We start from the raw sequence: 26016 nt of genomic DNA on the forward strand, positions 1-26016 counted from the left end.
ATTACCTTTAGGTAATTAGTTACTTTTAGGTAATCAGGTGTATTATTTGAAAGTAATTTTTATATTTATGTCTATAAAGTAATGTAAGTGAAGAAGTCAAAACTGGAACTCGGAGAAGAGTGTTTGCGCCAAATTCGAGGGATTAAAGATACAAATCAGCTGTTGAGTGGTAAATGGAAAAGTTTGATCATCAGTCATCTGTACTATGAAAAAACTATGCGGTTTATGGATTTAATTAGACAACTTGAAGAAATAGCTCCTAAGGTACTTTCAAAAGAACTTAAAGAACTGGAATTAAATAAACTTATAAAACGTACAGTAAAAGATACAATGCCTATCACGGTCGAGTATGAGCTTTCTGAATCTGGAAAAAGTCTTCATTCGGTAATTAAAGTGATGAGTGAGTGGGGAATAAATTATAGGGAACGATTGTACAGTACTGAATAAACTTACTTTTTATTAATAATTGGGGGCATAGAGACTGTAACGTAAACTGTGTCAGAGGAATAATTCAATAAGATTATTTATATTCAATTATTCAAACGACACGGTCATGAAAGAAAAAGACCCATTCGACTTTGAACGCTTCAAGGCAGAAGCTATGCAAGGTCTTTACGAAGGTAAAAGTTTATCTCCCAATGATGGCGTCTTAGCGCCGTTAATGAAGCATCTGTTGGAATCGATGATGGATGGAGAACTGGAAAACCACTTGAACGAAGAGAAAGCTTCGGGCAATAGCAATCGTCGAAATGGCAAGACAAAAAAGACAGTCCGAGGTCTCAATACCGGAACTTTTGAGCTGGAGACAGGTCGGGATAGATCTGGCACGTTTGAGCCGAAAGTAGTACCTAAAAGACAATTAATCATCACTGAACAGCTTGAGGGACACGTATTGAGCATGTATGCCAAAGGAATGAGCACACGGGCAATAAGTGAGTTTATCCGCGAAATGTATGCCATGGAGATCTCTGCCACAGAAATATCCCGTATTACCGAAAGCGTACTTCCAGCTGTAAATGAATGGCGTAGTAGACCTCTTGAAGCTGTTTATCCCTTTGTATTCCTGGACTGCATGCACATTAAAGTCCGTCAGAATGGAACTGTTGAATCAAGAGCTATTTATAACATACTAGGAGTTGGTATGGATGGTAGAAAAGATCTGATCGGTCTTTATAGTTCAGAAAATGAGGGAGCTAAGTTCTGGCTTTCAGTTCTTACTGATCTAAAGCAACGTGGCGTTGAAGACATCCTTATTGCTTGTATTGATGGTCTAAAAGGGTTTCCTGAGGCCATAGAAGCTATTTTTCCAAAAACAAAGATCCAGTTGTGTATTGTTCACCAAATCAGAACAAGTATGCGCTATGTAACTGAGAAAGATAAAAAGCTTGTTATGGAGGATTTAAAGCCAGTCTATAAAGCTGTGAACGAAGAAATGGGATATGAAAACCTCCTGTCTTTTGAAGAAAAATGGGGTAAGAAATATCCTCTTGCTGCCAAATCCTGGATGGATAATTGGACCAATCTTTCCACTTTCTTTGAGTACGAGGATCAGGTTCGCAAGATTATATACACCACAAATCCGATCGAGGGAATGCACCGTCAGATACGAAAAATCATTAAGTCTAAAGGGGCCTTCAACTCCGAACAGGCACTAATGAAATTGATGTATCTGATCATAAAGGATATCGCAAAAAAATGGACGATGCCAATGCATAACTGGGGCTTGACCATATCCCAACTTTATATTAGATTTGGGGATAGACTCAAACTCGAAAGAGGTTTTTAAGTTTTAATCCTATGACACAGTTGGTGTTACACTCCCCTGGTCCCAACTTTCCAACGAGATAATAACAATAAATTCGATTGGAATTATTTAGTTTTGGATATAGCTAGTCCTAAGCCTCCTGCCTAATATTTTCCCAAGTGCTTTTTGTCATTTCAAACTTAACCTCTTTACTGCCGTGCATTCCGTTTCTCTCCCAACCTGATTTCAGATAAAACCCTTCTGCTCTTGAATTAGGAGCTGTGCCCAGCCATACAAATTGCTTTCCCGTAGAAAAATACCAGTCAAGCATCATTTGATGGAGCTTGCGGCCTATTCCTTGTCCTTCAAATTCCGGTGCTAAGAAAAGTGCCCAGATATTATCTTCTTTTAAATCTGCAATCGCAAAACCTACAATTTGGTCATCTATCTCACAAACCCAGCCCTTTCCCCGCTCAAATAAAAATTCTTCGCAGTCTTTATCACTTACCAGTGCTGGATCAGAAAGCGTATTTTCTTTGACAGAATTTCTAACGATCTGGATCTGTTTAATATCTTCAATTTTTGCTTCTCTAAATTTCATGGTTATAAAAGGCTAATAATTCAATTTTAAATATTTTGACCGTGCCAATATAATTATATTCAGCAAATGGATAGTTAATATTCACAAAATATTATCAAAGAAAAATTAATACCACAAGGATTTGATCCAATATATATATTTGAAGAAACAACTTTCTCAATATAATCGAATAAAAATATTATGACCAATAAATCCCCAAACCTTAAAGATGGAAAAAGTTTGTAATTTTTTAGCGCTTTAACGGAAGGTGGATTACATTCCTTAAATAGCGCTATTGGTTAGCTGCTGATCCAAATTATCACTCCGCTACCCGACAATCGAACCCAGCTCATGCTGATAGTTATCTACCTCCGATCTGGGCATCAGGAAACGTATAGGTACAAAACCGACCATCGGCAGCAGTTTCCAAAAGGATGAATTTTTGTCATTATGATTAGTATGCATAGTTAAATATAATTCTTTTCTAGCCGATAATATGTCCGTCCTGCGCACTTACACGAACGAGTTTCCCCTGTTTATTGTACACCAGCTGCAGCCCATGTTCCTGCTCCCAATCGCAATCGCAAAGCAGTTGCAGATATACACCTTTATCTTCATACGGCTCGCGGCTTACATATAGCCCGGTACATTTTACAAACTGCCACACCTCTTCAGGCTGCTTCATCTTCCACATCGCATCATCAGCATCATCGTAACCAATGGCGTCCAAAAAATCCATGCAATTTTGGTACACATATGCCGATACCGTAAGGCGGTGGCTGTAATCCTGTGCCAAGAAGTTACGTAACAGTTCATCCGCTTCCTCGATAAAAGAATGGTCTTCATTTGGATTAAAATCCGTAAACGAAACCGGCATTTTTTCATTGTTGAAGAAGGGAATGTCGACCTCATCTATGGCCGTCCACCAATCATCATACTCTGTATTAGTTAATCTGCCGACAACGGCGGACTGTATCTCGGTTTGGGTGATGGGAGCCGGTTTGGTGACAATTGGCACCTTGTTGGCCAGTGATTCAAAAATAGTACGTTTTGTTGCTTCATCACGCTCGATAAAATTATTGAGCTGCTGTGACAGTTCCTTGATATTAGTGATCCGGGTTATTCCTTTTGCGGATATCCTGATAGTAAAATCCCCTATAGCAGCATCATATTGCATAGAGATATATTGATAATCATAAGTGGGCAATTCAAAATATGTATAGGCGTTTATGGTATAATACGCCATACAATATCGGAAATCATCTGTTTGATAAGTTTCGTTATTGGGACTGCAATTTAGTGAAGGGTGGTACTTACGTATGATAAGCAAAATACTATGGTCCGCGCTTACGGTAGCCAGCGGGTATCGCTTTAAAAACTCATTCAATGTTTTGTTTAACCTGTTACGGCTAGTTTGCAACAACTCTCCCGGTTTTTCAAGTTCCCATCCAGTCATTATTTATTATATATTAATGATACTACCCCAAAGTTACTAAAAAATAAAATTCTTCGCTATTGGCTGGCAAAAGAAAAGCCCTGCATGACACATCAGCTATTCACCGTAAATGCCTTTTCATCGCCCCCGCTAAGCAGCTGCGCTACGTGTTGATTTTCACTTTATCTTGGTGATTATAAAAACATGATTATTTAAACATAGCACAAAAAGCCGATGAACGCGGAGACATTGAATCGGACAACACAGCGGGCAGCTTACAGCGGCAAGCCCGTTTTCAAGGACTTTCAACCGATACTGGACGCTCATGGGATTAACTACCATGAGGGCGATGTCTGGCTCACCGTAGGTGGCGATGCCGCTCCGGATGGTTACCTGTTCTTTTTATCGGTGAGCTTACTGGATATACCGAAGGCTTTGGATGCTGTATTGCCCATTCTTCGGTCTGCCGATATCGTCTACCGGATTGCCAGGAATGAACTGGAGGCATCCAAGATTGGGAATGCTACTACGGCTACCACCTGGATGGCAAGATGATACAGATACAGCCGACCTCCATGGAGCAGGCGGTACAGCATGAAGACTTTATTGTAGAGCCATATTATGTATATGTCCGTCCAAATTTAGCCTATTTTTTATCAGAGATGGCTGGAGGTTTTAAACTGGCCATTTGGAGCTCTGCGGATGATAGTTACGTTAATGAGCTCGTTGATAAAATAAAACCAGCCGCTGTCGATTTTGAATTTGTCTGGGGACGATCTCGCACGACAAAAAAACGGATGAGTGTGACTGATGAATACTATTACATAAAAAGGTTATCCAATGTAAAACGAAAGGGCTTCTTATTGGAAAGAATGCTTATAATAGATGACACCGCTGAAAAATCAATGTTGAACTATGGCAATGCAATTCAAATAGCTGAGTTCACAGGAAATGCTAACGATGGTGAGTTACTCCTATTGGCTTCCTATTTAAAGAAATTTAAAAATGTTGATAATGTCAGGAGAACTGACAAAAGATATTGGAGGAATCAAAAGACTTCCACGTAAATCACGTGTAGAATTTATTCATTTAAACTAATCAAAATAGTGAAACATGATTTGCTGACCCACGACTACAATAGTTTTCGGCTTACATTTTTAAATTTGCGAACACATGATACTGGAAATCAAATACAGACCTGCATTAAAAAGTGACCAAGAGTTCCTGTTGGATCTCAGGATACAGACGATGAATGCGCATTTAACAGCTAGCTCTTTACCAGTCTCAGACGAAGCTCATCTGCAAAGAATTAACTATCAATTTGAACAAGCCTTAATAATTGAGATAGATAAACGTGCTATAGGGCTATTAAAAATAGTGAGGCAAGCGGATAATATCGAGCTGATACAAATTCAGATAGCTGTCACCTATCAGGGCAAAGGAATCGGTAGGAGAATATTAAATGATTTGATAGAAGAAGCTATTGAATCAGAAAAAACGATAACATTGAGTGTCCTAAAGACCAATAAAGCTAAAAATCTATATTCAAATGTTGGTTTCAAGATTGTTGATGAGACTGAAAGCGCTTACTTGATGCTGTTTAAAAAACCAAATATCTGAGGAAACTGTAATTTATGGCTTCGTGATATAGCCAGTTAAATGATGCGCTTTGATAATAAACAGTATTTGAAACTAAAGCTTTAATATTGTAAAAAACAAACTCACTAACCCGTCAATACTATACGATTCCATAAAATTAATTACCAACAAGGCTAAAACGACAGAAAACTTAAACTATGACCTACGATTTTTTCGCTGACAAAACCGACAAATTGGAAATTCTTGACTTCATTTTCAAGGACACTGACTTGCACGTTTACGACTCAGATTCACCATACGGGCAAGGGATTTGCCAATACAAAACTGTTAACGAAATATCATCAAAATTTGACCTTGACAATGGAGACAAATTTGCTGTTACTTTTCAACTTTGGACACCAAGACATAAAGGTCAACCGCTATTCAGAAAAATTGACCTTAACCCCAATTATTGTAAAGGCCACACTTTTCGGTATTCAACAGAAGGTTGGGGACTTATTCAATTATATTTCGGTGGACTAAAAAACAGCGAACTTAATCAATCTCACATCGGACATTTTAATGAAAGAGGAGCATTGAAAAACGAAAGTTCAACTACATTCAACGGAAAAGTAAATGCTTGGGACTGGACAGAAATTCAAGCAACATCAAGAAAATTAAAATATCAAATTCATAATAAACTGGCAGTAAGAAAAATTGAAAGCTTCGGTATTTTATCGGGCGCGGACCAACTTGAAACACAAGGAATAAAGTTAAGATGAAAGAACAACTGACAGAAAGCCCAGCTGATAACACAGGCCTTGCGTCAGGCAGGCTAAAGGGATCTTTCTCTGGAAAGAGACGACAATACACCATTCTATGGGTTGAAGTCAAAAAATGAGCTGTTAAAATATAAACCTTATTTTGCTTTAATTTTATCTCTATGCTTTAGACCAAATTTAATTAAAGCATTGGCAACTTCCTCCGTTTCTTTAGCATAGGCGGTAAGCGAATAAGAAACGGTCACAGGTTTGGTGTTATTAACCGTTCTGCTAATCAGTAAATTATCTTCTAATTCCTCAAGGTCCTTGGATAGAACTTTTGGGGATATTCCCTGAGCCATCTCTTGCAGATCTTTAAACCGCATTGTGCCGTGTTTCTGCAAATTGTGCAGGATACAAAATTTCCATTTACCACTGAGCAATTCAATGCCATCTTTTAATGCCAATATAGTCTCTTTATCAATATCACGTTTTTTATTGCCCATAAGATAGTTGCTTTCCTAAAGGTAATGAATAGTAAATATATATTGAATATCCGATAGTTTTGTTGAACAGAAATTTTAAAAAATCATTATGAAAGTAACAGTAATCGCAAACATTTCGGCTAATGGAAGAATTTTGATATCCGATAACCCGCATCATAAACTGCCACCCGAAGCAATGGAATTTTATATAGAATCTGTAAGACAGGTTGGAAATGTAGTGATAGGATTGAAAACATTTGAAGATTTTCTAAATTTTCCAGATCCAGTAAAAGAATATTTTAATGGCATAGAAATCATCGTATTGGCCGATAAATCTTATACGGCTGATGGCTACAAGACTGTAGCAAGTCCTGAAGAGGCAATTGCATATATATCTGCAAAAGGGGTACGGGAAATAGCCGTTGGAGGCGGAGCAGGTACTTTCAACGCTTTTTTGGACAAGGATTTGGTTACCGATATTTATTTTAACGTCAGCCCTATAATCACTGGAGCTGGAGCAATTTTAGCAAACAATGTGGAGTTAAGTTCAACGTTCAGGTACAAAGGACAGAAGCTTAAAAACGGTTTTCTTCAATTGCATCTAACTAAAGAAGACTGAATAACAACAGACCAAAAATGTCTTTCAAAAGTAGTTGAATGACGGAAACAAACCCGCTAAAATTATTTCTTTCCGATCTATATTTTTCAATTGGCGACTGTATCCACACGACAATAAGTATATGCATCATGGTTAAGGGCGCCGGCGAGCGGAAAGAGAATAAGAAAACCGCCTGCTGTCGACTCACTCGGCACGACTAAATCACCATGGTTATCTAGTGCAAAGCAAATCGTTTTGGTAAAGAATCTATTTACTAATACATAGATGTCAAGATCGGTATTTCTGAAAGAAACAAAGTTTTGCGGTTCGGGCTTAATTTTCCTCGTCCTTTCACGCACGACATTTCCTAAGGTATCAATTAGTTTGAAATGGATTTTATTTTTTTTGGTGAGCTGTAGTCAAACGAACAGCTTTTGCACCTAACAAAGAAATAATTGGTGCATATTTCAATGTTGTATTAGCTCTAAATTTACCAAAGTTCCATTATCCCAAAGGAGAATAAAACTTTAATAAATCGTTGACGTTTTTGACCAATGTCAACGACTATATCCTAATATAAAGTGCATCTTTGACCTATAAATAATAAGCGATGAGAGAGCAACTATTACAATTGTTACGGGAAAAAGCGTCGTTAACCGAACAGCAATTAACGGAGGCCCTAACTTATTTTAAACCCCAATCGATAAAGAAAAATGACCATCTGCTCAACGAAGGTTCCATTGCAGACTATCTTTTCTTTGTCGGCAAGGGCTGTTTGCGCCTATATTTTCGCAATGACGAGCTATCAACGGCAACCCGGTTCATGGCTTTTGAACATACTTTCCTAACCTCTATCGTCAGTTTTATTTCAAGACAGCCAGCTACAGAATTTATCCAAGCCGTAGAAGATACGGAGGTGCTCAGCATCAGCAACACTGATTTTTCCTTTTTGAGAGAAAACATGCCTGGCTGGGACAATTTTTATATCTACATCCTCGAATATGGACTAACTGTTGTAAATAATAAACTCAGCAGCTTATTAACCCAAACCGCTAAAGAACGCTATCGCGATCTACTGAAAAATAATCCTGAGCTCGTACAGCGTTTGTCTAATGCTAACCTTGCAGCTTATCTGGCAATATCACCTGAAACATTAAGTAGGCTCAAATCTACGATCTAACTAATAAAAAATGAGAAGCGACGAAGTAAAGAAGGGATACCAACGTACTCCCCATAGAGCCCTATTTCGGGCCACAGGCGTAAATGATAACGATTTTGATAAACCTTTTATTGGAGTGGCAAATTCCTTTATCGAAATTATACCCGGACATTTTTTTCTGAATAAGGTTGCTGAGATCATTAAAGAAGAAATCAAGGCAAACGGGTGTATTCCTTTTGAATTCAATACGATCGGTATTGACGATGGTATTGCTATGGGACACGATGGTATGTTGTACTCGCTCCCCAGCCGAGAATTGATTGCCAACTCAATTGAAAGCGTCATGAATGCACACAAATTGGACGCAATGATAGCTATCCCAAACTGCGATAAGATTGTACCCGGGATGATTATGGGTGCGCTACGTGTAGATGTGCCTACAATCTTTGTCAGTGGAGGCCCCATGCGAAAAGGATATACCAAAGATGGCACTGCCATTGACCTATCTACAGCTTTTGAGGCTGTGGGCAAACACGAAGCAGGCTTAATCGGTGACGAAGAGCTCAAAGACATCGAGTGTAATGCATGCCCCAGTGGTGGTAGTTGCTCGGGTATGTTTACAGCAAATTCCATGAACACGCTGATGGAAGCTATGGGTATAGCACTATCTGGTAATGGAACCATATTGGCATTAACACCCGAGCGTGAAAATTTATATCGGGAATCAGCCAGAAGGATCTGTGAAATCGCCAAAGACGATCAGCTTTCCAAACAATTCAAACTTAAAAACATCATCAATGCAAACGCCATCCAGAATGCTTTTGCATTGGATATGGCCATGGGCGGTAGTACCAATACTGTCCTTCATATGCTTGCTGTAGCTCACGAAGCAGATATAGATTTTCAGCTTAGGGACATTAACTCAATATCAGATCAAGTAGCGCACATCGCAAAAATATCGCCCAGTTTAAGCACCGTTCACATGGAAGATGTCCATCGCGCCGGAGGCGTTAACGCTGTAATGAACGAAATGACCAAGCGCAGCAACCATGTCCTCCTGGATAATATGACGGTCGGTGGCGAAATGTTATTCAAAAAGATTGCCAATGCAGCGATCAAAGATGCAACAATAATACATACAATAAATAATCCATACAGTCCTGTTGGAGGATTGGCGATTCTATTCGGAAATCTTGCAGAGCAGGGAGCAGTGGTAAAATCCGCAGGAATCACGGGCGAAAAGAAATTTAGCGGGACTGCGGTTTGCTATGATAGTCAAGAGGAGGCCATAGTAGGCATCCTTGCCGGTGAGATCAAAGCTGGCGATGTTGTGGTGATACGTTACGAAGGTCCCAAAGGTGGCCCAGGGATGCAGGAAATGTTGACACCTACAAGCCTAATCATGGGGATGGGATTGGGCAGTTCTGTAGCGTTGGTAACAGATGGCCGATTTAGCGGAGCTACTCGCGGAATAGCGATAGGACATGTCTCACCTGAGGCTGCTGAAGGCGGATTGATTGGCTTATTAAAAAACGGAGACCACATTGTTATTGATATTGACAAACATATACTTTCAGCTGATATTAGCCAAGAGGAGATCCAACTGCGTGGAAAAAACTTTACTCCGATCAGAAAAAAACTGAATTCTAAATGGTTGAGTCAATATCGGCAACTTGTTAGCAATGCAAGCAGCGGTGCTATATTAAATTGTGATTTTTGAAAATAAAACCGTTACAGTTTAGCAAAATTGACGTCATCGGCTAATTCTAATCTATTTAGGCAAATATGGAAGTTAAAAGAAAAAGAACATAATATCATAAAGTTGCACTACGGAAACAAACCCACTAAAATTATTTCTTTCCGATCTATATTTTTCAATTGGCGACTGTATCCACACGACGATAAGTATATGCATCATGGTTGAGGGCGCCGGCGAGCGGAAAGAGAATAAGAAAACCGCCAGCTGTCGACTCACTCGGCACGACTAAATCACCATGGTTATCTAGTGCAAAGCAAATAGTTTTGGTAAAGAATCTATTGACTAATACATAGATGTCAAGGTCGGTATTTCTAAAAGAAACAAAGTTTTGCGGTTCGGGCTTAATTTTCCTCGTCCTTTCACGCACGACATTTCCTAAGGTATCAATTAGTTTGAAATGGATTTTATTTTTTTTGGTGAGCTCCAATGAAGTTTTGTAAAGATATTGCAGACTATCAGTTTTATAGTAATTTGGTTCAATATAGTTCCATAGACAATATTCATTATAGGCTGCGCTCTTCTCCTGACTGCCATGATTATGGCCTATTATCTTCTGGGGATAATTATCAAAGATGTATATCTGCTTCAACCCTACCTTCGAAACGCTATGTGCCGCAGCAGTTTGTGCTAAATACTTGGGCGATATGGAAGTGCAAGAGATACACGAAAAAATAAATACCACCGAAAATAGTGCAATGGCTAGCGTGCGCATATTGTGATGTTTTTTGATTTCTTTCATAGGCTCTTATTTTGCGGAAATAAATTATTGGACACTCCTTCATCAATTGGATATGCTGTTAAAACTCCTGATAACTTATGTCTATTTATCCATATAACTAAACTTTAAGTTGTTTCTAAACATTAGGTAAGCCCCTCAATAAATTCTGAAAAGGTTTTATTTCTAAAAACAGCTTCTTCATTTGACATTCCAATAAATGGTATTTCATAAATATCACTATTGCTTTTTTTAACTGTATAGGCTGTACCACCACCATTGGAACCAAAAATAAAGAAATCAGGAGCATATTCGTCAACGTTATAATCTCTATTAAGTTGGATCATATCCGTTAAAGCCCATAAAACTATATAATTCTCATCTGAACTAATATCTGCACCATTTGAATCCTTAAAAAATTCAATAAATCCCTCTGGAAGCTTAAAATCGATCTGTTTCAAAAAATTTTCAACTTCTTGCTTTATTGGAGCTATGTTTCTATCAATCGTTGCCATAGTTTTATTGTTTAGTATATCTCATTAAATCATTCCAAAATTAGTGTATTGCGAATGCTCAGCATAATTACCGCGTTGGCGCTCATCCCACTTCCATGTCATGCGACCGGTAGTGATGAACGGAAAAAGTTGGACGAACGATTGGAGGTGCAAAACTGATAAAATCAACCGGAAAATCTGGTATGCAGGACAATTCGACCTGGACTCTTTTCGATCTGCTCAAAATCTTCTATTTTTCTACAATTATTAAAAATAACCTTTTCGATGTGCTCACATTGATTTACCTCCTTGACAGATTGTAAGTGTCTGCCGTAGTCGATACGATTTAAAGGAGGCCGTTTGGCTAGATCTCCTTTTGATCTAAAAATAACCTTTATTAAACTCACAAATTTTAATTGTGCTCAATGTTTCATTTTGTAGGAAATGTTCAATGTTGTTCGCCTTTAAACGATCTTTTTTTGCAAGTTTAAATTTGACTGTACCATAATTTAGTTTAGAAAACTCTATCCTTAATTTCTCAATTTCTAATTTATGCACTTGTTCTCCATCTTCTAAAAAATTATCCAAAAGCAATAATTTCTGACATAAAAAGTATACTTTATCGTCTTCCAAAATAACATCTCTCTTCAAGGAAGATAATAATGAATCTTTAATTTTATCCCACAAAGACTCTTCACCAATAAAAATCAAATTATTCAATTTTTTAACATCTAGCCCCAATTTATCAGCGAGATAATTTGCAACTTTTTTAGGAGAAATTTGGGTACTATAAAAATCCCTCAACTTATCAATTGACTCCCACCTACTTCTATCCAAAGAAAGGTCAATTTGATTCAAATAGGCGTATAAAAATACAACAAAAGAATAGTTAATTTTCATCTTTCTAATTCTGATATGTTTACCATTTCCGCCAATTCTTATTAAAACCGGCTTAGTTCCTTTCAGATCTAATGGAGCACTTCAATGTATGAAAGCTGGCTCGGCTGATCTATGTTAGATTTTTCATCATAACTGTTTTAAATCCTTTAAAGTAAAATTTTGAAAAGTACAGTCCCATTCATCCGAACCATAAACGAACAGTTCTAAACTATGCAGTTTAAAATCTGCTATATTTCCAACAAATCCAATACCTGGATCAATTCCTTTGGTTATTATGATTTTGTCGACCGACAAAATATTCTCCGAAATTGGGAGGATATCTTCTTCGTCATAATACTTGAAAAATACATACTGCCCTACACCGGTGCATTCCCTTTCTACAACATATAATTTTTCTATATGGCTATTTAAAGCCTGATATTTCTGTGCGAAAACAGAAAGCAATTCTGATTCTAAAACTGTCAACTTATTCATAGCTATACTAAACTTCATAGATTCTCTAAATAATACGGTTTATTATTCAATTGCCTTAGAAGATTCATAATCATAATACTAGGCAGAAACATCTGACTCCCCTTTCTTGAGATTTGGTCGATATCTACACTAAGCCCTATAATAGCGTCAACTTGAATTGCCTGTGCACGTTGCTTGACCAATTCGCTCAGGATCCATTGCACTTCAGATTGTGCATAGATAACTCCCAGCGGTAATGCATATTATTCCTTTTTTTTCATTGTCTTAAAAATAAACAGCAGTCTGTCGAGATCTTTGGTTGATTTTGCATTGCCAAATAGGTGAACCAATTCATTCCACCCCTCGCCGCTTTTACTATACATTATGCTTTGAATTGAATAGTATCCATTACAGTTATAAATGGTCCAGCTTACATCTTGATCAAATATTTCATTTTTAAGATGCTCGGTTTTGCAACTTTTGCTTTTAGCTGGAAATTGGCTAGGATGATTACCGAAATACAAGCCGCCCGAAATACCTGTATGATTTGTAGTGTCCGCAGGATTAAAATAGTAAACGGAAAAATCTTCTCCATTGGTTTCACCTATAGCATAATCTGTGGGTAAAGAAATAGAATACTTACTTTTCCCTAATTGTCTTTCTTCCAATGATTTTATAAAAGTAGTGTCAGCCAAGCTATGTACAGATTTATGATCATTATTTTGTCCGAAGCTGGTCAATGTTAATGTTGTCAGTAGGACAATCATTGTCAATTGTATCTTCATATCTTGGTTATTTTTTTAAGGATTAGTAGCTCTATATTTTATACTTCATAACCGCTAGATAAGCATATGACCACTTTTCCTGAAATTTCGTCGATATCTTCACTTAGCCCAATGCGACCGCCAAAGAAATCTACATACCCCGCTCCTATTTCGCTAAAGATAGTGGTGCGGATGATAACATTGGCAGCTATTGGAACACTGGAATTGCTCGTGGTTACTATCATGGTATGCTATCTTTCAATCGGCCAAGGTTAATACCCAAGTCTAATATACATTATTTATGCTGAATGAATATATTTGGAGATTTGCTTATACCAGAATTTCGTAAGCTGGTGCATCATTCCTATGTATTTTTCCAATTATGTGGGATTTATTTTTTATTCATCATTTTGTTTCAAGTATTTTATCGGTACATCCTCTGTCAGCCAAACACCATTGTCTGAAATGAAAAACCGAAAATTATCATTATACATTTGTTCTGCAAGCACTTTGAAAACAAATGGTTTTCCGTGTCTTTGGCCAACTTTCATTGCTGTTTCAATGTCGCTACTTAAATGAACATGTTGTCTATTTCGTTTTTCAAGTCCTGTGATTAAAATGGATTCGACTGATTTTTCACTTGTTCCGTGGTATAAAATTTCTGGTGGTTTTTGATTTGTGTAGCCTAACTCAATTTCTACTGAATGTCCTTGACTTGCTCGTATCCTATCAAGAGTATCATTAAATGCAAATCTCTTTTTAGAATTTGTTGCTACAATGTGATTAAGGGTTTCTCTGTCTAACTTTATTCCGCAGTTGTTTACTTTTTCAATTAAGTTATTTACATCAGTCCAACCATTTTGGTCAAGTTGAATACCGATTGTTTCAGGTTGGTGTCGTAATACCAAACTTAAAAACTTGCTTATGTTTATTTCGCTCTTACCCATAATTCTAATATTAGGAGCCTAAAAGTCTCTGCCACCACGTCCGCGCCGTTTTTGGCGAGCTGCTGTTATGTGCAGTAATTTTTTCCTCTTTCATTATTTCTGTCACGTCCTTAATTAAACCGTCCACCATTGGTGAAAAATTTCTGTACTTTTTATGTTGAACTTTTATAATATGATATGAATTCCTAGCCATCTCATCTGATGAGCTGTTTGTTCTAATAATTATTCTGCAAAGTTGTTCAATACAATCTCTTATAATATTGCGGTTATCTGTTCCTTTTATTACGCCCTCAAGGATTTCAAGAGCTTTATTATTTTCACCGGTCTCCACATATAACTCTGCCAATTGTCGATTGTAGATGTCGGTTAGAAAATCTTTATCATTTTTTTTGAGTGTCAATTTATAAGCTTCTATCTCTGAAACCTTGTCATCAGCATATTTCGCGTATGTCCTATATAAACCTAGTTCTTCCTCAGTCCAGGCTCTTTCTTGATTGATCCATTCAGGTAGTTTCGTCAAAAATAGTTCTCTTTCATTTGTCGAATAGAGAAAATACTGTTCGTCCTGAATTGGTGATTTGTAACATCTGAAATAGGACTTTTTCATTTCTTTCCAATCGTCAATGTCTACCTGCGAATAAATACAACTTTCTTCCGCTTCTCCAATATACTTTAACAGTTCTGTTTTCTTTGGGTTGTCCGCTGTTTTTAAATATTGGTAGGTTTTTTTAATTCCTGCCGAAACCAAATATTCTCCGTCAAATCCAATTCCGCTATCAAAATCAATATTTTTAGCTTCAAGAAACAACCATACGATTTCGGGAGAATTGAAAAGTGTCAGAATGAAAGCACAGAAATATAAATTATCAATGTCACCGTCTTTTCCATATTTTCGCCATTCCTTTTCTTCTGCAAAAAGATATTTTACAATTTCATAGTCCGTCTGTTTAAGGTCATTGTAAATTGCAATATTTAGTCTTAATCGGTCAAAGTGTTTAGAATCTATGGCATCTTTGTCAAAGCGATAATTGTCCAAGAGTTTTGGGTTCTGTCGGACTAAGTCGAGTTCAGTTTTATATTTTTCTACTACTGTCACGCTGCCTTGATATTATTGTGCATCAATCTCAAATATACGCAATCCAGCAAATTAGAAAATAAATTCAATGGAAAATGCTAAAAGAGAAAGCTAAATTTATACATCAATCCCAAAACTTGTTTTTAATATTAGATGCAAATTGATATTTTTAAAGCTATAATGATATCGAAAAAGAATATGGCAAGAGTTATTGATCGACATTAAATCTCATATATCAAGCAGTTCAGTTTTTATGCAATTAGCCAGATTGGGGATATCTTCGATCGCTTGATCAATTCTTTTTCGAAATAAACTTTCGCCGAGTGTCATTTTCAAATGCTCGTTTAAGTCTCCTGTTATTCCCTCTTGACCAAAACAGACATAAGACGGAACGATGAGGTAATTCAAGGTATCATCTTTGGTAACCATTTCCCATTCTAACAAACCGTTAAAGTTTTTTACAGTATTTCTAATTTTGTCATATATGGGATCCTCTTTGTCTTTATCTTTAAATCTGAATCTTAAAAAAGGAAATCTTGCATAGCGGTTATTGGTAGCCATCATTGAAACTCTAGCCGTAGCGATCGGATAAATTTCATGTAACGTGACAAATAAGATAGTATTGGCTTCTTCGAAATCCATAGTATAGTGATTTTAGAACCATATTATTAAACCTTTTATCGATAAACAACATCCTTGTGTTTTACCTATAATATTTTGACCAAGCTTCGAAATATGGCTGTAGCTTTTCGCTAAGATTCATCTTGACCCATTCTCGATCAACTCCCTCCTCCGTGTATAGTATTTCAAGTATACCAACATGCACGATATTGATGATTTCACAGTTGTGACTTTGCCCAATATAATTGATATAATCAAAGGAACTTTCGACAAAAGCGCTTGTGCGGTCCGATTTGATCTGGCCACCAAGATATGTCGCAAATTCATTCATAAATAAGTATGTTAAACGATCTGAGAAAAAACTATCTTCTCCCATTTCAACAATTTCCTTGTACTCGGGGACTGTATCAAACAAAATACCTGTTAACGTATCAAAAATAAAAACGTCAATTTCTTCTAATGACTTCATCTGAAGTTTCAAATTCATGTGTTATCAAGGTACAAAAAGTTATGAAAATTATCATTACTGGGTTATATATTTTGTCTATTTAAATCCTCTTTTGTAAATTCAACAGTCTTATTACTGAAATAAAACCAATTATGTATAAATTATCGCTAATTATTTTCCTTACGATCTGTTGCCTAAGTAGTAGCTTTGCCCAATCTACTAGCAACTCTTCAAATAGTGAAATACATAACACTTTCTCGTATGCGTATATACGTGTAGAAGGAAAATTCTTATCGAAAAAACTAAAGGTGAAAGTGGACTTGGGAGACTCAGATGAACAGATCGCAGAAGGTGAAAAGCTTTCCGAAATATTAACCAATAAAAAGTCGTATGCCTCTATATTGAACCATATGTCTAAAATTGGCTATGAATTAGTAAATACGTTCGATCTAACTGATAACTATAACGGTTCCGGCGGAACTTCTGGAATTATTTATATTATGAAAAAAGCCGAGGAGAATTGACGATCACCCTTGAAATGCATTTTAGCAAACTTATTATTGCCGCAAATATAACTATCGCAGCTGGGCTATATATGTTGTTACTGTTTGTGTGTAGGACTAGCCATCTTGGGATTGATATTTACTCAATATATTGACAAAAACTACAGAATAATATATGAACATACAACTTAGTGTAAATAGAGAATTGAACGCAAATGACATTCTGCAGTTATATCAATCTAATAAATGGAGTGCAGCCGAAAAACCAGAATTACTGATAAAAGCCCTCTTAAATTCTCATTCTTTAATTACTGCATGGGATGGTGCAATATTGGTAGGCCTAGGGAATGCCATTTCCGATGGCTATCTCGTGGTTTATTACCCGCATCTACTAGTGCTACCATCCTATCAAGGCAAAGGGGTCGGGCGTTTGATTATGGATAAAATGCAAGAGATTTATAGGGGCTTTCATATGCAGATGCTTACTGCTGATGGAAATGCCATCGACTTTTATAAAAAGAACGGCTTTGAACGAGCAGGTCAAACAGAGCCTATGTGGATCTATTCTGGTGGTGATCATTAAATTTGAGGCCGGAGGGAAATATTTAAAAATTTCGCTGTATTCAGGGATGTTTTTGTAAACAGGATAAGCGTAGTTTTGGCAGACGACGTTCTTTATGGCATACAAAAAATTGCTGGGCCTGCTGGAAAATATAATATATCCGCTGTTTTTATGGACAGCAAATCTCATCTAAATCCATTGGTATCGAACATGCAGGAGCTGAAATTTCCTTTAAAAATAATTTAATAGACGAATAAAAACGATGATCAACAAACTTTTATTATTATTCCTCATACTTTCCACTGCCGGTTCAGCAAGAGCCCAGACCCCTGTTATCTTTGATGCTATCGGCTTTGGTGATTATCGTACTCCTTTTGTAAAAGTGCAAAAAGAAGGTAAAATTTATTTCTGTCATCCAGTTACTGGATTGTTGGTTGATGATGTCAAAGATCATTCAGGTGATTTGCTTTCTGTAGTGAAAGACGGAGCATACGCAGTGATCCACAAAAATGGAAAATTACTAAGCAACTTTGATTACGATGAGGTGACTTTACCCAGCCATTATGACGGGCAATGGTATCCGGGTATCCGTTACAATTACCAGTTTGCACAAACGAAAAAAAAGGGAATGTATGGGCTTATCGATCTAGAGGGAAAAGTAATTTCCAAACCACGTTTCCAGGCCCTGGAGATCATCAATAAAGATATCATTGGTTTTAAAGAAAACAATAAATGGGGATGGCTGCGTGCAGCGGATGGTGAAATTATCCAGCCCCCTATCTATGATGAAGTGCGCAAGAATTATCTGTTTGAGGATATGCTTCAAATTCATCTTAATGGAAAACAAGGAATAGCAAATATAAGCGGTAAAGTAGTTGTTCCTCCAACATATGAAGACTTGAGCAACATCTTACTTAAAACCAAAAAGTATACAGCATTTTTTCAAAATAAGGCCTATGGTCTGATTGATTCGCAGGGGACTGTAGTACTTCCTGCAGTTTACAAATCATTAATTCCGGTGAGAGGTAGTGACTTTCTCAAGATTGAAGAACATGGGTTGCAGGGGCTGATTGATGCTGCCGGAAAAGAAGTCACCCCTCCATTGTATGATAGAATAAATGATTTTTTAAGAGGTCATGCTATTGTAGAAAAGGCGGGAAGAATGGGGCTAATTGATGAAAGCGGCAAATTGTTATTGTCTCCCCAGTATGACGAGATCCAGTTCAAAAACTCAGCCGGACAGACAGTTTTTTATGGTGACCGTGTATCACTCATGCCTGCTGTTGCAAATGCTTCAAAAGAATACCTTGAAAGGATAGCCGCCGAAGCCAAACTGGATGCGATGCCCTATTATCTGCATGTAAAAGATAAGGGTAAAGTAGGAATTTTCGATTGGGAAAACGCAAAACCTATTTTTCCCACAAATTTTACGGAAATTGCCATCGTAAACCAGCATGGAGAAACTTATTTTTATGCTGTAAATGGGAATCTCTATGGAATTTACGATAAACTGGGTAAAGAAATATTACCGCCAGAATATCGCCTACAGTCTGATATCTATATCAATCGAAGCTACACCTATGGCGATCTTAACGACAGTCCTTTTATCTTCCCTGTTTATGATGATAAACGACTGGGGATCTACAACAGTCTAAAGAAACAGTTTATTGTTCCAGTAGGCGATGTAGAAATCACGTGGTTAAATGCACGAATTTTTGAGATTAGGAGGAAAGTGGATGGAAAGAGCTATACCAAAGAATCGGCAGTATACAATAGTGATGGACAAGTGTTGATACCCTATACTCAAGATATTTATCTCCTAAAGATGCTCAGCGATAAGCTCCTACTGGCAGAACAAGGATCCAAATATGTCATTTTTAATATGAAAGGTGAAAAAGTGTTTGAACGTCCAGAATGGAACAGGAATGGCTACTACAGCAGTTTTAATATACCGGAAAATAGAAAAGAAGATGCCAAACCTTTTCAAAGCGAACTTTTCAAGATCAATATTAAGGGAGAAAATCTATTTATTGATGAGAATGGAAAGCAGGTTCGCTTTAACGACTTTGCCTATGTTGGTGAATTTTATGACAACCTAGCGTGGGTAGTGAGTAAAAAAGGAGATGAAATGCTTTATGGATTGATTGATACGAAAGGAAATGTGGTTATTAATCCTCGATTTGACCGTCTGGAAGTGATTAATGACCATCCGGATCTCATGCTGATAAAAGAGAAAGGAAAGTATGGTGTGCTGAACCGTCAAGGCAAAATTATACTTGAGCCTATATATGATATGATCGATAACTTTTCGCCTGAGCTAATGGAGATCAGGTTAAAAGACAAATCTGGCCTTGCAGATAATGATGGAAAGATAATTTTAGAGCCTAGGTATGATAATTTAAGAAGAAATTATGAAGGTGAAAACCGTACATGGCCAATTCTGGCTAAAAAAGGCAATGTCTTTTCATTTATTAATAAAGGAGCAGACAGACCGATAGTAGTGGGAAAATCGAAAATTAACTAAAAAAATGCAAAATGTCTACTAATACTTTCCGTTATTTTTCTATATTGTTTTCTTGCCGATGTCAATCATCAACCGATATCAAAAAACCTGACCGAAAGCGACTATAATCGGGTCAAATTACTCATGCAACATACTGGGGTACCTGGTAATTCCTACGAGCAATACAGAGTATGGGGATCATATGTAACGCCTCTGTACGCAGTATTATCATGGTTGCTGAACTGGTCATTCTGGTATCTTGCATTTCACCTTATCGGAGGAAATGCGTTGGCCTGCAGCCTCTTTGGTGCCGCAGGGTTTTGGGCGATAGGTGTGCGGACCTTTAACTATGAAGGGCACGCTAAGGGGAAAGACAAACAACGTGAAGGAATAGATTTCAGTATAAATGATAAATCTATCAATCAGCTCTGGCCCGGAATTGTAGCTGGAGAATGGCACAATAATCACCACCTTTTTCCAAAAAGCGCACGTAGCGGTTTCAGGCCTCATCAAGTTGACCTTGCATGGTACTATATCAAACTGATGCATAAAATGGGCGCAGTGACGGACTATAGGGACGACAAGAAACGTTTTTATGAACAATATCATAATCCGTACCTCATATCAAAAAGAGAGGCAGATAATATTTCTTAGCCTTTGATCTAAATTCTTTAATAAAAGAAAACTAGATCTTTCGTTTTATCCCGCCACTACCTTGAAATGTGTTAAAGTGATATATCCAACACATTTCAAGGTAGTGATTGGCAGATTACCTTACTCCAACCAAACCCTTTTGTAATGAAGAACTACGCTATAATTATTAAACATTTTGTTTTTCAATAATTTATACTTACATTCGTACAATAATCAGGCTTCTGCCATTGCTTCTTCTGAAACTTTTGAGTTTACTCTTTCTTCTCAGTCTTCGCCGTTTCAGCCGCTATTTTTGTCATCAACATATAAGGTAAAGTTCCTTTTTTCAAATTGATATTTTCAATACGATAAAAATACCAACTTCATTTTTTGTTTACAGATCGATTTAATTGCCTTAATGATATAAGTATCACTATAGCAATGGCACATGCCAAAGAAGTTTTAATAAATACATAATTTTATAATATACACAATGCAACAAGGAACAGTAAAATTCTTTAATGACACCAAAGGTTTTGGTTTTATTACACCATCAAATGGAGGTCAAGATGTTTTCGTACATTCATCAGGTTTAATCAATGATATACGCGAAAACGACACTGTAACATTCGATTTAGAGAACGGTAAAAAGGGCATTAACGCAGTTAATGTGCGCGTAGCATAATTAAGTAGGAAGCCTCAAAACTTTCTTTAAGTTAAGTTCAACAGATAGCATTTATGTTATCTGTTTTTTTTTGATGTGACATAGCTTAATAGAGCTTTTCTTAAGTATGACCAGTTCTAAATCGATTTGATTTTTCAGATCACTATTTGGTGAATGAATCAGATGAAAAAAAACATATTAACTTTTTTTAGTCAATATAATATTTGCTGGAAATAAAGTATAGTTCGAAAATAATGAAAAAGATAACCATGACTGCATACCAAAATGATTTTTTACTTTTTGAAAAAGCAAGCAGGACGCATAGTGAAATATGGGTAACCATTTTCACACCGTAAAGAGGCATCAATTTTTCCAGATAAGTTTGTCCCTTTAGCAGTGTATCCAATATATCTACGCCATAAATCATAATTAGTAATAGAAAAATCCACTTTTTCCTTGAAAAAAAATAATTTCTATAGCTGTCGGAATAATCTTTGACATCCGAAGGATACAGCAGCTGGCAAAGCGTAAAGTAGAGCAGTATATAGGTTATTATTAAAATATATTCGGTGAAAGTCCAGACCCTCATCTCTCTCAGATTGTATTCCCACCACCAAAAATGGATCATCTGAACAAATAAATACAATACCCACAATAAGTGGATCCAGTAGGGTTTTGTTCTTCCCGGATGTTGGACAAATTTGACGGTACCGTTAAGTAAGCTACCAATTCCCAATCCTAGGATGATACTGATGACCGTTTTGATATGGTTAAAAAAATCCATTATAAAGTAGTTCTAATGGTTTTAAATTAGTCGCAATCAACGTGAAGCCTATGCTGTCCGCACTTCATGCATTGAAATAAATACCCTACTAAACTACTTATTTTATTGAATCAATTTATCTAAAACTGTTTTTAATTCACTACCTCTAAGATTTCGTGCTACAATTTTCCCTTCTTTGTCTAAAAGAAAGTTGTCAGGAACTCCTTTTAAGCCAAAAACCTGATAAAGTTCACCGTTGAAGCCACCTGTGGCCAATACATTAGTCCAAGATAGCTTATCATTGTCAATAGCTGCAAGCCAGTCCTCCTTTGATTCATCAATGGATACGGCCAATATCTCAAAGTTTTTTGATCTGTATTCGTTATACAACGATCGCAGGTGGGGAAACTCCTTGCGGCACGGACCACACCAGCTCGCCCAGAAATCCACCAGAACATATTTTCCTCTGAAATCTTCAAGATTGACGAGCTCGCCATCATCGTTGGCGAGCTCAAATGTGGGAAGTTCTTTACCAAGTACTAGATGAGGATGCGCCATTATCTTTTTGTTCAATAGCTTGCCTGTATAACTATTTTTAAGTTCGTTAGAAAGTGCATTATATAATGTTTTGACCAAGTTGGGTTGCCTCTTCAAAGAGGAAAAAGATCTGTTCAAAAGATCCAGGCTATAGAAATTGTTAGGGTTACTTTGGATAAATTTGCTTAAAATGCTATCTCCTAACGCCTTTTTATTTTCTTGGTTTTTATTTGCCAGATATACGGCTCTTCGGTTTTCATTGTAAGCTATTGCCGACTTATCTAAAGCAGAACCGTTCAATTCATATTTGTTGTCGTCAATATTCAAATTGTCTCTAGGGCCCGAGAGCCAACCTGTTAGACCATGAAAGTCTAACCGATCCCCCGGTGAGACCCAAAACGAGTAGACAATTTGATCTTTTACCAATCGTGGATTAAAGTCATTGTCAATAATAAAATTAATACGTGTCGGTTCACCGATATTGCTACTAAAAGTAAAAGTTCGGTCAGCTGATAGTTGTAATGAATCACGAATTACTTTTTCATTATCTTTATAGATGATCCTATATTTCGCATTCGGAACGGTGTCGATCCTTCCCTGAATCGTAAAGTTGCTATTACTCTGTGCTATAGTGACCAAAGGAATTGATAATAATGATATTATAGCTAATAATACTGTTGATTTTCTCATAATTCTGAATTAGATCTACATCAACTAAGTTATTAGTTATAGATCAGATATGCAAGTCATCCACAAAAAATATCTCTTTGGTTAGGTATTTACCTTTGTGGTATTCAGAAACACGAAATGTTTTTCGAGACGGTAAAGCAATCTACAAACTTTCACGCTCTCATTTCTTCTCAGAGTTGATCTGTTACAAACAATAGTCCATTGAAAGTTTTATCACCGTAAAATCTCGATTCCTTAGAAATACTTCTGATGGAGGAAATGGCAGAAAACTCCAAAACCAAGCTTTCGCCGTCATAACTTCGAAAATCGTTTAATTAAGAAACAGCATTTACGTTTTTGGACTTTTACTGAGACGTTTCTTCCTAACATAAAATATGGTAATTTTCAAAGCTATTATTTTAGCCATTCAACAACCGCGTTGATAATTATTTTCTGCTGGTCAACAAACAGAAAATGTGAACAACCTGCTTTAACTATCAGAACGAAGAAATATCGGCATTTTCCACCGAACATGAATAATACACACCACCGCTAAAATGACATTTTTTGCAGAGCTAAAACTCCCACATAAAGCTAGAGTGGAATATGACGCCCTCACCATTGGAGCGTATTAAATGCACCGCATTTTATAGTTTTAACATTTGCCTTTCAATGATTGAACATTCTGGTCTCCTATTGGTTCTTTAAAATAAATATTGCTCGATATATTGATTTAGCATTTGCTTTTTATAGTCATTCAGGCCATTCAAAACCATTGCTATTTCTTTAGTAAATTCTTTTTCTTTAAGTAATTTTCGATATTCTCTTGCTAATTCAAGTCTGATTCTTTTTGCCAAAGATAAATTTCCAAAAGGGTCAAAGTAAGAATCCACTCGAGTAAAATCTTTTACACCTATCCAAGTAAATTTTTCGTTATTTGCTTTATCCAAAAGCGATAGATATTCGGAAATGCATTGTTTGGATGAGATCGCATTTGTGAAAGAAGCATTTTTAATCGTGAAAAATTGCTTTTCAATTGTATTTGTTTCTTTCAAATACTCAAATGCCAAATCAATTAATTTTTTGTTTACTTTATTGAGCTGAGATTGCATTCCCAATAAATTAAAAGATAGGATAGCATAAGCATCTTCCTGTGTGAAGTGTTTTCTCATTTCTTCATCAGTTATGGCTCCAAAAGTATTTGGCTGGATGATTTCGTAACCGTTCTGTTCTAGATTTTTTTCAATGTCATTTTTATGAAAAGCTCCAATCACAACTAATATTGTGTCTGACATAGAATAATCTTCCAGTACTTTTTGTATTCGCCTGGATTGAAGAAAAGTTCGATATAAAAATAATCGTCGCGGGAAATCAAATGCATTTTTGGGGGGATGATTTGTATACCATGAGGCGATACTGTCTATGTGTTTTTTGTCGTCTGCAAAGTATAAACCCTCTTCAAAAGCATCTTTTTCTGTAAATGTGGTAAAGCCAAGAAAGCCGTTTTTTTGCCTGGTAAATTTTGGAATTTCCAAGTCCTTAAGTCCAAAAGCAAGGTCTATATCTTTGTCAGAGGGCAACCAATCAATCGGATGTAAAGGAATTTTATTTTCTCTGGCATATGGAATTGTTGTATATTGTTGTTCATATGTGAATTCATAAAAGTCATTCCTAGAAAATTCTTCAGGAGATCTTTCAATGCAAATAGCCGAAGGTTTTACCTTATCTATAAAGGCTCTTATTGCTGCTGGTTGTTGGTTATAATTAATTAGCTGTGTAGAGTGACCAACTCCAAGTATTACCACTTTTGCTTTTTGAGCGTATGAAGATTGAACTGCTATAAAAAAGTAGAAAGTCAATAGTAATTTTATTCTCATATTTAATCTGTTACTTATAATATTAAAGTCATTAATTGTTTAATAGCTTTTATTTCCTCATTTAATTCAGGAACGTATTTTATATGCATCGCATCATCGTTTTGAAAAATTCATCCCTATACACATTGCCAATAGCGATTTCGTATTTTTGGATGTAAATATCATTGTTGTCGAATGAATCAATTTTGTCCTTATTGACTATAAATGACCGATTGACTCTTATGAAAACTTCCTTAGAAATCCATTCATAAATATTCTTGATAGTCATTCGTGTGATGATCCGGCTATTTTCCATCTGTATGATAATATAATCTTTAAGCCCTTCAATAAAAAGAATGTCTGCCAGATTTACTTTGTAAAATCTTCTGTCTGATTTCACAAAAATATAGTCATCAGCCACCTTTTCTACACTTTTATTTTCTTCATCCATGAGCAAAGTATGATAGGCAATCGCTTTATCGACCGCTTTACGAAACCGAGCTGTATCAATAGGTTTGACTAAATAATCGACTGCATCTAATTCATAACTATCCACAGCATATTGGGAATAGGCAGTCGTAAAAATAACCAAAGTGGTTTTGGGGATGGTCCGGGCAAACTCGATTCCATTGATTCGCGGCATATTGATGTCCAGAAAAATCAAATCAACTTCCGTATTTTGTAAGTATATTGCAGCAGATTCTGCACTATTAAATCCATCCAACAACTCCAATTGTGAAATTGCACTCACCATTTTGGTAATCCCCTTTCGTGCGATGGGTTCATCTTCGACTATAATACATTTCATAT

32 protein-coding genes are annotated in these 26016 nt (G+C 36.6%); 14 read left to right on the forward strand and 18 right to left on the reverse strand.

The genetic code is table 11. From position 1 onward, the window contains the following. Nucleotides 1-87 precede the first annotated feature (87 nt). The gene (locus LC454_RS24340) at nt 88-447 is read left to right on the forward strand and encodes a winged helix-turn-helix transcriptional regulator (protein ID WP_223585043.1); all 360 of its coding nucleotides are present in this window, start codon (nt 88-90) and stop codon (nt 445-447) included. Between the two features lie 106 nt (nt 448-553). After that, nucleotides 554-1786, forward strand: coding sequence for an IS256 family transposase (locus LC454_RS24345; RefSeq protein ID WP_223585044.1), 1233 nt, complete (start codon nt 554-556; stop codon nt 1784-1786). A 109-nt stretch (nt 1787-1895) separates the two neighbouring features. Here the strand turns inward: LC454_RS24345 and LC454_RS24350 are convergent, their stop codons facing one another. The 3 genes from LC454_RS24350 to LC454_RS24360 form a co-directional block, all read right to left on the reverse strand. Further along, nucleotides 1896-2345, reverse strand: coding sequence for a GNAT family N-acetyltransferase (locus LC454_RS24350; RefSeq protein ID WP_223585045.1), 450 nt, complete (start codon nt 2343-2345; stop codon nt 1896-1898). A gap of 306 nt (nt 2346-2651) precedes the next feature. Beyond that, entirely contained in the window at nt 2652-2789 is a 138-nt protein-coding gene (locus LC454_RS24355; protein WP_223585046.1) for a hypothetical protein, read from the reverse strand. 19 nt (nt 2790-2808) lie between these two features. Then, nucleotides 2809-3780 carry a DUF6985 domain-containing protein gene (locus LC454_RS24360; RefSeq protein ID WP_223585047.1) on the reverse strand — a complete coding sequence of 324 codons (972 nt, stop codon included), beginning with the start codon at nt 3778-3780 and terminating at the stop codon, nt 2809-2811. A 213-nt stretch (nt 3781-3993) separates the two neighbouring features. Here LC454_RS24360 and LC454_RS24365 point away from each other — a divergent pair, with 213 nt between their 5' ends. The 4 genes from LC454_RS24365 (at nt 3994) to LC454_RS24380 (ending at nt 6119) form a co-directional block, all read left to right on the forward strand. Next, nucleotides 3994-4314: a hypothetical protein gene (locus LC454_RS24365; RefSeq protein ID WP_223585048.1), complete on the forward strand. Its 321-nt coding sequence runs from the start codon at nt 3994-3996 to the stop codon at nt 4312-4314. Continuing rightward, entirely contained in the window at nt 4311-4826 is a 516-nt protein-coding gene (locus LC454_RS24370) for an HAD family hydrolase (protein WP_223585049.1), read from the forward strand. Before LC454_RS24365 ends, LC454_RS24370 begins: the two co-directional genes overlap by 4 nt. A gap of 106 nt (nt 4827-4932) precedes the next feature. Then, nucleotides 4933-5379: a GNAT family N-acetyltransferase gene (locus LC454_RS24375; protein WP_223585050.1), complete on the forward strand. Its 447-nt coding sequence runs from the start codon at nt 4933-4935 to the stop codon at nt 5377-5379. A 176-nt stretch (nt 5380-5555) separates the two neighbouring features. After that, entirely contained in the window at nt 5556-6119 is a 564-nt protein-coding gene (locus tag LC454_RS24380) for a hypothetical protein (protein WP_223585051.1), read from the forward strand. Between the two features lie 137 nt (nt 6120-6256). On the opposite strand, the gene LC454_RS24385 is transcribed toward LC454_RS24380, so the two are convergent. Further along, on the reverse strand, nt 6257-6604 hold the full coding sequence (locus LC454_RS24385; RefSeq protein WP_223585052.1) for a winged helix-turn-helix transcriptional regulator: 348 nt from the start codon (nt 6602-6604) through the stop codon (nt 6257-6259). 88 nt (nt 6605-6692) lie between these two features. On the opposite strand from LC454_RS24385, the gene LC454_RS24390 reads away from it, so the two are divergent. From LC454_RS24390 to ilvD, 3 genes are all read left to right on the forward strand, one after another. Continuing rightward, the gene (locus LC454_RS24390; RefSeq protein WP_223585053.1) at nt 6693-7202 is read left to right on the forward strand and encodes a dihydrofolate reductase family protein; all 510 of its coding nucleotides are present in this window, start codon (nt 6693-6695) and stop codon (nt 7200-7202) included. 589 nt (nt 7203-7791) lie between these two features. Then, nucleotides 7792-8361, forward strand: a complete 570-nt coding sequence (locus LC454_RS24395; RefSeq protein WP_223585054.1) for a Crp/Fnr family transcriptional regulator — start codon at nt 7792-7794, stop codon at nt 8359-8361. Between the two features lie 10 nt (nt 8362-8371). After that, the gene (gene ilvD / locus LC454_RS24400; protein ID WP_223585055.1) at nt 8372-10060 is read left to right on the forward strand and encodes a dihydroxy-acid dehydratase; all 1689 of its coding nucleotides are present in this window, start codon (nt 8372-8374) and stop codon (nt 10058-10060) included. 154 nt (nt 10061-10214) lie between these two features. Here ilvD and LC454_RS24405 read toward each other — a convergent pair whose 3' ends face one another. The 10 genes from LC454_RS24405 to LC454_RS24450 all read right to left on the reverse strand — a co-directional run bounded on the left by LC454_RS24405 (nt 10215) and on the right by LC454_RS24450 (nt 16555). Further along, the gene (locus tag LC454_RS24405; protein WP_223585056.1) at nt 10215-10838 is read right to left on the reverse strand and encodes a hypothetical protein; all 624 of its coding nucleotides are present in this window, start codon (nt 10836-10838) and stop codon (nt 10215-10217) included. Nucleotides 10839-10960: 122 nt separating this feature from the next. Next, on the reverse strand, nt 10961-11329 hold the full coding sequence (locus tag LC454_RS24410) for an SMI1/KNR4 family protein (RefSeq protein WP_223585057.1): 369 nt from the start codon (nt 11327-11329) through the stop codon (nt 10961-10963). Between the two features lie 360 nt (nt 11330-11689). Further along, nucleotides 11690-12208, reverse strand: coding sequence for a hypothetical protein (locus tag LC454_RS24415; protein ID WP_223585058.1), 519 nt, complete (start codon nt 12206-12208; stop codon nt 11690-11692). A gap of 126 nt (nt 12209-12334) precedes the next feature. Next, complete coding sequence (locus LC454_RS24420) at nt 12335-12700, reverse strand: hypothetical protein (RefSeq protein ID WP_223585059.1); 366 nt, start codon at nt 12698-12700, stop codon at nt 12335-12337. 224 nt (nt 12701-12924) lie between these two features. Continuing rightward, nucleotides 12925-13446: a hypothetical protein gene (locus tag LC454_RS24425; protein ID WP_223585060.1), complete on the reverse strand. Its 522-nt coding sequence runs from the start codon at nt 13444-13446 to the stop codon at nt 12925-12927. A 38-nt stretch (nt 13447-13484) separates the two neighbouring features. Beyond that, on the reverse strand, nt 13485-13670 hold the full coding sequence (locus tag LC454_RS24430; RefSeq protein ID WP_223585061.1) for a hypothetical protein: 186 nt from the start codon (nt 13668-13670) through the stop codon (nt 13485-13487). Nucleotides 13671-13823: 153 nt separating this feature from the next. Next, nucleotides 13824-14372: an RNA 2'-phosphotransferase gene (locus tag LC454_RS24435; RefSeq protein ID WP_223585062.1), complete on the reverse strand. Its 549-nt coding sequence runs from the start codon at nt 14370-14372 to the stop codon at nt 13824-13826. A gap of 10 nt (nt 14373-14382) precedes the next feature. Beyond that, nucleotides 14383-15468, reverse strand: a complete 1086-nt coding sequence (locus LC454_RS24440; RefSeq protein WP_223585063.1) for a hypothetical protein — start codon at nt 15466-15468, stop codon at nt 14383-14385. 207 nt (nt 15469-15675) lie between these two features. Further along, on the reverse strand, nt 15676-16089 hold the full coding sequence (locus LC454_RS24445; protein ID WP_223585064.1) for a hypothetical protein: 414 nt from the start codon (nt 16087-16089) through the stop codon (nt 15676-15678). 61 nt (nt 16090-16150) lie between these two features. After that, nucleotides 16151-16555: a hypothetical protein gene (locus LC454_RS24450; RefSeq protein WP_223585065.1), complete on the reverse strand. Its 405-nt coding sequence runs from the start codon at nt 16553-16555 to the stop codon at nt 16151-16153. 113 nt (nt 16556-16668) lie between these two features. Between LC454_RS24450 and LC454_RS24455 the strand changes: the two genes are divergently transcribed. From LC454_RS24455 to LC454_RS24475, 5 genes are all read left to right on the forward strand, one after another. Next, complete coding sequence (locus LC454_RS24455) at nt 16669-17040, forward strand: hypothetical protein (protein ID WP_223585066.1); 372 nt, start codon at nt 16669-16671, stop codon at nt 17038-17040. A gap of 154 nt (nt 17041-17194) precedes the next feature. Next, the gene (locus LC454_RS24460; protein ID WP_223585067.1) at nt 17195-17602 is read left to right on the forward strand and encodes a GNAT family N-acetyltransferase; all 408 of its coding nucleotides are present in this window, start codon (nt 17195-17197) and stop codon (nt 17600-17602) included. Between the two features lie 241 nt (nt 17603-17843). After that, nucleotides 17844-20105, forward strand: a complete 2262-nt coding sequence (locus tag LC454_RS24465) for a WG repeat-containing protein (RefSeq protein WP_223585068.1) — start codon at nt 17844-17846, stop codon at nt 20103-20105. Between the two features lie 123 nt (nt 20106-20228). Continuing rightward, nucleotides 20229-20738 carry a fatty acid desaturase gene (locus LC454_RS24470; protein WP_223585069.1) on the forward strand — a complete coding sequence of 170 codons (510 nt, stop codon included), beginning with the start codon at nt 20229-20231 and terminating at the stop codon, nt 20736-20738. Between the two features lie 472 nt (nt 20739-21210). Next, a complete protein-coding gene (locus tag LC454_RS24475) occupies nt 21211-21402 on the forward strand; it encodes a cold-shock protein (protein WP_121123165.1) in 192 nt (63 codons plus the stop codon). A 187-nt stretch (nt 21403-21589) separates the two neighbouring features. Here the strand turns inward: LC454_RS24475 and LC454_RS24480 are convergent, their stop codons facing one another. The 4 genes from LC454_RS24480 to LC454_RS24500 form a co-directional block, all read right to left on the reverse strand. Then, nucleotides 21590-22165, reverse strand: a complete 576-nt coding sequence (locus LC454_RS24480) for a hypothetical protein (protein ID WP_223585070.1) — start codon at nt 22163-22165, stop codon at nt 21590-21592. 102 nt (nt 22166-22267) lie between these two features. Beyond that, nucleotides 22268-23371 carry a TlpA disulfide reductase family protein gene (locus tag LC454_RS24490; RefSeq protein ID WP_223585071.1) on the reverse strand — a complete coding sequence of 368 codons (1104 nt, stop codon included), beginning with the start codon at nt 23369-23371 and terminating at the stop codon, nt 22268-22270. A 683-nt stretch (nt 23372-24054) separates the two neighbouring features. Beyond that, entirely contained in the window at nt 24055-25227 is a 1173-nt protein-coding gene (locus LC454_RS24495) for a hypothetical protein (protein ID WP_223585072.1), read from the reverse strand. Between the two features lie 79 nt (nt 25228-25306). After that, nucleotides 25307-26014 (reverse strand): LytR/AlgR family response regulator transcription factor, encoded by a 708-nt coding sequence (locus LC454_RS24500; RefSeq protein ID WP_223585073.1) that lies wholly within the window; start codon nt 26012-26014, stop codon nt 25307-25309. Nucleotides 26015-26016: the final 2 nt, after the last annotated feature.

The organism is Sphingobacterium sp. GVS05A, assembly GCF_019969845.1.
Taxonomy (GTDB): domain Bacteria; phylum Bacteroidota; class Bacteroidia; order Sphingobacteriales; family Sphingobacteriaceae; genus Sphingobacterium.

Bases quoted from the DNA above. Each gene is read 5' to 3' on its own strand.
- LC454_RS24465 (WP_223585068.1), top strand. From the start codon at position 17,844: ATGATCAACAAACTTTTATTATTATTCCTCATACTTTCCACTGCCGGT.
- LC454_RS24420 (WP_223585059.1), bottom strand. From the start codon at position 12,700: ATGAAGTTTAGTATAGCTATGAATAAGTTGACAGTTTTAGAATCAGAA.
- LC454_RS24480 (WP_223585070.1), bottom strand. From the start codon at position 22,165: ATGGATTTTTTTAACCATATCAAAACGGTCATCAGTATCATCCTAGGA.
- LC454_RS24450 (WP_223585065.1), bottom strand. From the start codon at position 16,555: ATGAATTTGAAACTTCAGATGAAGTCATTAGAAGAAATTGACGTTTTT.
- LC454_RS24445 (WP_223585064.1), bottom strand. From the start codon at position 16,089: ATGGATTTCGAAGAAGCCAATACTATCTTATTTGTCACGTTACATGAA.
- LC454_RS24470 (WP_223585069.1), top strand. From the start codon at position 20,229: ATGCAACATACTGGGGTACCTGGTAATTCCTACGAGCAATACAGAGTA.
- LC454_RS24410 (WP_223585057.1), bottom strand. From the start codon at position 11,329: ATGGCAACGATTGATAGAAACATAGCTCCAATAAAGCAAGAAGTTGAA.
- LC454_RS24430 (WP_223585061.1), bottom strand. From the start codon at position 13,670: ATGATAGTAACCACGAGCAATTCCAGTGTTCCAATAGCTGCCAATGTT.
- LC454_RS24435 (WP_223585062.1), bottom strand. From the start codon at position 14,372: ATGGGTAAGAGCGAAATAAACATAAGCAAGTTTTTAAGTTTGGTATTA.
- LC454_RS24385 (WP_223585052.1), bottom strand. From the start codon at position 6,604: ATGGGCAATAAAAAACGTGATATTGATAAAGAGACTATATTGGCATTA.
- LC454_RS24425 (WP_223585060.1), bottom strand. From the start codon at position 13,446: ATGAAGATACAATTGACAATGATTGTCCTACTGACAACATTAACATTG.
- LC454_RS24345 (WP_223585044.1), top strand. From the start codon at position 554: ATGAAAGAAAAAGACCCATTCGACTTTGAACGCTTCAAGGCAGAAGCT.
- LC454_RS24500 (WP_223585073.1), bottom strand. From the start codon at position 26,014: ATGAAATGTATTATAGTCGAAGATGAACCCATCGCACGAAAGGGGATT.
- LC454_RS24355 (WP_223585046.1), bottom strand. From the start codon at position 2,789: ATGCATACTAATCATAATGACAAAAATTCATCCTTTTGGAAACTGCTG.
- LC454_RS24350 (WP_223585045.1), bottom strand. From the start codon at position 2,345: ATGAAATTTAGAGAAGCAAAAATTGAAGATATTAAACAGATCCAGATC.
- ilvD (WP_223585055.1), top strand. From the start codon at position 8,372: ATGAGAAGCGACGAAGTAAAGAAGGGATACCAACGTACTCCCCATAGA.
- LC454_RS24375 (WP_223585050.1), top strand. From the start codon at position 4,933: ATGATACTGGAAATCAAATACAGACCTGCATTAAAAAGTGACCAAGAG.
- LC454_RS24455 (WP_223585066.1), top strand. From the start codon at position 16,669: ATGTATAAATTATCGCTAATTATTTTCCTTACGATCTGTTGCCTAAGT.
- LC454_RS24390 (WP_223585053.1), top strand. From the start codon at position 6,693: ATGAAAGTAACAGTAATCGCAAACATTTCGGCTAATGGAAGAATTTTG.
- LC454_RS24460 (WP_223585067.1), top strand. From the start codon at position 17,195: ATGAACATACAACTTAGTGTAAATAGAGAATTGAACGCAAATGACATT.
- LC454_RS24495 (WP_223585072.1), bottom strand. From the start codon at position 25,227: ATGAGAATAAAATTACTATTGACTTTCTACTTTTTTATAGCAGTTCAA.
- LC454_RS24380 (WP_223585051.1), top strand. From the start codon at position 5,556: ATGACCTACGATTTTTTCGCTGACAAAACCGACAAATTGGAAATTCTT.
- LC454_RS24365 (WP_223585048.1), top strand. From the start codon at position 3,994: ATGAACGCGGAGACATTGAATCGGACAACACAGCGGGCAGCTTACAGC.
- LC454_RS24405 (WP_223585056.1), bottom strand. From the start codon at position 10,838: ATGAAAGAAATCAAAAAACATCACAATATGCGCACGCTAGCCATTGCA.
- LC454_RS24415 (WP_223585058.1), bottom strand. From the start codon at position 12,208: ATGAAAATTAACTATTCTTTTGTTGTATTTTTATACGCCTATTTGAAT.
- LC454_RS24490 (WP_223585071.1), bottom strand. From the start codon at position 23,371: ATGAGAAAATCAACAGTATTATTAGCTATAATATCATTATTATCAATT.
- LC454_RS24370 (WP_223585049.1), top strand. From the start codon at position 4,311: ATGATACAGATACAGCCGACCTCCATGGAGCAGGCGGTACAGCATGAA.
- LC454_RS24360 (WP_223585047.1), bottom strand. From the start codon at position 3,780: ATGACTGGATGGGAACTTGAAAAACCGGGAGAGTTGTTGCAAACTAGC.
- LC454_RS24395 (WP_223585054.1), top strand. From the start codon at position 7,792: ATGAGAGAGCAACTATTACAATTGTTACGGGAAAAAGCGTCGTTAACC.
- LC454_RS24475 (WP_121123165.1), top strand. From the start codon at position 21,211: ATGCAACAAGGAACAGTAAAATTCTTTAATGACACCAAAGGTTTTGGT.